The organism is Trichocoleus sp. ST-U1 (genome assembly GCF_039961835.1).
Classification (GTDB): Bacteria; Cyanobacteriota; Cyanobacteriia; order Cyanobacteriales; family FACHB-T130; genus FACHB-T130.
This window is the reverse complement of the sequence record NZ_JAMPJZ010000155.1, coordinates 1-3,712: the sequence shown is the minus strand read 5'-3', so window position 1 is coordinate 3,712 and position 3,712 is coordinate 1. Positions and strand designations below refer to the sequence as shown.

Genomic DNA, 3,712 nt, shown 5'->3' with positions numbered 1-3,712 from the left:
TAAAAGCTTAATTATAAAAGGATTAATTTTAAATCATTTATATCTTGACTTCGTAAATAGCGATCGCTTCGTCTTTTCCCTTCACCTTCACTGACTTATCTACCAATCCCAAGTAGAACGATTCTGGATGGTACAAACTATTCACCACTGACTCTGTTACCAAAATATTACAGTTATATTGCTTCGTTAAACCCTCCAGGCGAGAAGCTAGATTCACTGAATCGCCAACCACTGTAGAGTCAATACGGGAAGTAAATCCCACAGTACCCATCACTACCTCACCGCGATGGATACCAATACCGATAGCGATCGCTGGTAAACCTTTTTGCATCCGCGCCTCATTGAACAGGGAAAGCGTCTGTTGCATCAAAATTGCCGCACGCACCGCGGAATCAGTTCCTTCGTCATCGAACAATGCCATGATTGCATCGCCAATATATTTGTCAATAAAGCCACCACTCTCTTCAATCGGCAATCCCATACATTCCAAAAAATCATTCAAAAACGAAAATGTTTGCTGTGGCGTCATTTGTTCCGCCATTGAGCTGTAACCTCGGATATCGCAAAACAAAATCGTCATCGTTCGCGTTGCCGATACACCCACTTGAATGTTTTCAATTCCCTCTGGTGCAATAACTGCAAGAAATTTGTCCGGTACGAAATGTTCAAACGATTTCAAAGTTTTCTGTAACTTACTAAACGATGTCTGCAATGCGACTGACATCTCGTTAAAAGACTTTGCTAAAGCACCAATTTCATCAGACAAGTTAATTTCCGCACGATGATGCAAATCCCCAGCAGCAATTCTGGCAGCACTCACCTGCAAACGCTGCACTGGATCGCTCAACCGCTTTGCCAAAATATACGCATACACTAAACCAACGAAAAGTCCCACCGTACCCACCAGCAACGCCTGATTTACCGCATAGACAACAGCGCGGTTAATTTGTCGTAGCGACATCCCAATCCGCAACGTGCCGATTTTTTCACCAGATACCATTTGGACATCCGAACTTACCTCTATAATTCGTTCGCCACGCTTCGCGCGTATGCTCTCCAAAAACTTGATATCCCGCAAAGCAAATGTTTCTACAGCAGAAGACTTTTGCGATAAATCTAGGGCGGCATTCGTCACTTTTACTGGCACAATATCTGGAATGTACTGGTTTTGGAAATCGCTAGGAGACGACGCGAGGATCTGATTTTTTTTCCGAACATCAGAGACGAGAATGTATAGGAAATCCTGATTTTCTTTCATCAGCAAATCCAGATCCACGCGGATTTGACTCCAGTTATCTTCAGAAAGTTCGTTCGCTAAGGCATAAGCTGATAGCTTGACTAAGGACTTTGCTTGACTCTTCTGCTGCTGGCGGTAGAGGTTACTCTCGGTCTCTGCCCAAACCCAAACGATTGAGCCAACTAGCGTGACTATCAACAGCGTTGTCGCAGTCATAATCTGGGTGCGGATTGAGTGGAAAGCAAACACTTTCATGGTGCTTCAGCGCTCGTGATTCTCATTTTTATTACATCCCACTAGCGTCATCTAGCATCCGGTTTAAGTTTTAAAATTGGTAGGTCAGTTTGAGACACTGATATTCTTGGTGTCTGATGACTGTTAATAAGTTATTCTTTCTAGACTCAAGTAGGTTCGCTCTCTAAGTTAGTCTTCTTTTTGGGTTTATTCAACTCTTTGCACTTAGCTTGAGCCTCGTTATATGCCTCCGAATAGTTTTTCCCGCCCATCATCACATTGCCGTAATACTCATGCGGTAAAGCATCATAAACAGGTAGTGCGTCATCTTCTGGATAATCTTCCTGAGCTTCTTCTACCGCTGCAATCAGTTTTTTTATGGTTAAACGTTGTGCCGGAAAGTAGTAGAGTTCTTGAGGATTTTTATTGAAATGTGGCAGAGTTGGATCGACAATACAATTATCCAGCTCCAGCCAACCATGCTCAATTGGTTTGTATGGCTGATCATCCCAAACTAAAAACCCTTGAACATACATACACCCTTCAGTTAACAAGGCTGCTTTATAGGCATTGTCAAAAGGAGTTTTCGCTTTGCTTTTAATGCGTTTAGACAGTTCTGTTGAAAGAGTTTCATCTAATGGTTTGCTCATATAAAATCCTTAAAAACAGTTGATATCTTCTGGAAATTTGGTTGTGATAGTTGTGTATTAATTTCTATCAAAAATTGGACGAAATTTCAACCACGAATGTCACCCATCTCTGTTTGCTCAAAGAGAAAGATTTCTCTTCCCTATCTTGACACTTAGAACCAAAAGCGAGTGTCAATGGGCCACCCATTTTTGCGGGGATAGATTCTTGGTTATCGCCCCATCTAGTTGCCAGCAAAATGTCGCAGTCGCGCAGGTCGGCGGCTGCCAAGCGGACTGGATTAGAGGGGTCACGGGAAATGGGTGCCTTCCCTTGAACCACAATTTCGCCATTAACGGGCAACTGAACACCCGCGAAGGCTAAAACATCGCGCACGCGCACTCCGTGAAGTTTGACTTTGCCAGTAGGCCAGCCCATTCTATACCCAACATTGTCCGAAATTGTGACTTGGGGCAGTTTGTCAAGAGTCGCTAAATCTAGTTCGCGCTTTCCTACACGTAATCTTACGGGTTCAGTACCAATTATCATGTGGCTAACGTAAAATGCCCAAGATAATTCGTTATACTTCTGTTTCAATTCTGGGTATTGTGTATACGGCAATATTAAATAAATCGGACCGCCTTGAGCGCGAGGAATTGGTTTGCCATTTCTGGCGATCGCTAATGTAATCGGGTAGGCAAGCAAATCCTTGACGGCAACTGTCACTTGGTAGCCGTCAAAGCAGACAAAAGTAACATCCCTGACATTCGGGGCGATCGCTAACTGTTTTAAGAGGCTAGAGACACGAATGCCGTGAAAGTCAAAAATCTCTTTTGGGTTGAGTACAAAATTTGGATCTGTGGTTTTTACACGCTCGGTTGCCAATGCTTGTAGCTGTTGCCAATTCAATTGCACAGATTCCCTCTGAGCAATTTTCCCCCCAATCTCTAGATTCCATTCAGTTTCCTGTGGCTCTTGGGAATTGGCTTTTACCTTCTGGGCATTGAGAGTGATCGCTTCCGTTCGCCATGTTTCCAGTTGCTTGTCTGTTGGCTGATCTGTACAAGCTCCACAAAAGATACTCGCGATCGCTAGCGGCACTAAAGCCAAATTTTTCCCTAGGTTTGGATTCAACCGCATTTAAAAGAATACTTCTTTCGATACTTGGCTGATTAGCGATCGCTCTTACAGGTGCAGCGACTTAATTCTTTTTAACACAGTTAGATCCCTTCATCCGGGAAAATATTAGGTCGGGAAAATCTCTAAAACTTATCCGGGGGTTCTCACTCTTAGTGAAATATATACACTCGGAATCTCACTTCCAGACCCTCGACATCCACGGAGTGGGGAGAACATTGATGGGAGAGAGTATTGTACCTTGGGGTGCGGTATGACCGGAAACATCACCTCCAACCCCTGGCTGCTCTTTAGGAAGGCGAGGAAATAGCACCATATATCACCCAACAAGCCAAGAAAATAGCCCCTCTCCGCAGGCGGAGAGGCAGGGTGGTTTCATACAAGAAAAGAAAAAACTTGGTGGAGTTGGTTGGCTAAAGCCCGTTGTGCCTGTGGAATAGTTCGGAAACCGAGATATCGGGCAATCGTGATGAAAAA

Annotated in this window: 3 protein-coding genes; all 3 read right to left on the bottom strand. The window is 43.9% G+C overall.

Annotated features, from left to right (window positions below; all coding sequences use genetic code 11):
- Positions 1–37 precede the first annotated feature (37 nt).
- Positions 38–1,492 (bottom strand): adenylate/guanylate cyclase domain-containing protein, encoded by a 1,455-nt coding sequence (locus NDA06_RS26360; RefSeq protein ID WP_190986490.1) that lies wholly within the window; start codon positions 1,490–1,492, stop codon positions 38–40.
- Positions 1,493–1,638: 146 nt separating this feature from the next.
- Positions 1,639–2,121 (bottom strand): hypothetical protein, encoded by a 483-nt coding sequence (locus NDA06_RS26355; protein WP_190415806.1) that lies wholly within the window; start codon positions 2,119–2,121, stop codon positions 1,639–1,641.
- A gap of 67 nt (positions 2,122–2,188) precedes the next feature.
- The gene (locus tag NDA06_RS26350; RefSeq protein WP_190986491.1) at positions 2,189–3,238 is read right to left on the bottom strand and encodes a molybdopterin-dependent oxidoreductase; all 1,050 of its coding nucleotides are present in this window, start codon (positions 3,236–3,238) and stop codon (positions 2,189–2,191) included.
- Positions 3,239–3,712: the final 474 nt, after the last annotated feature.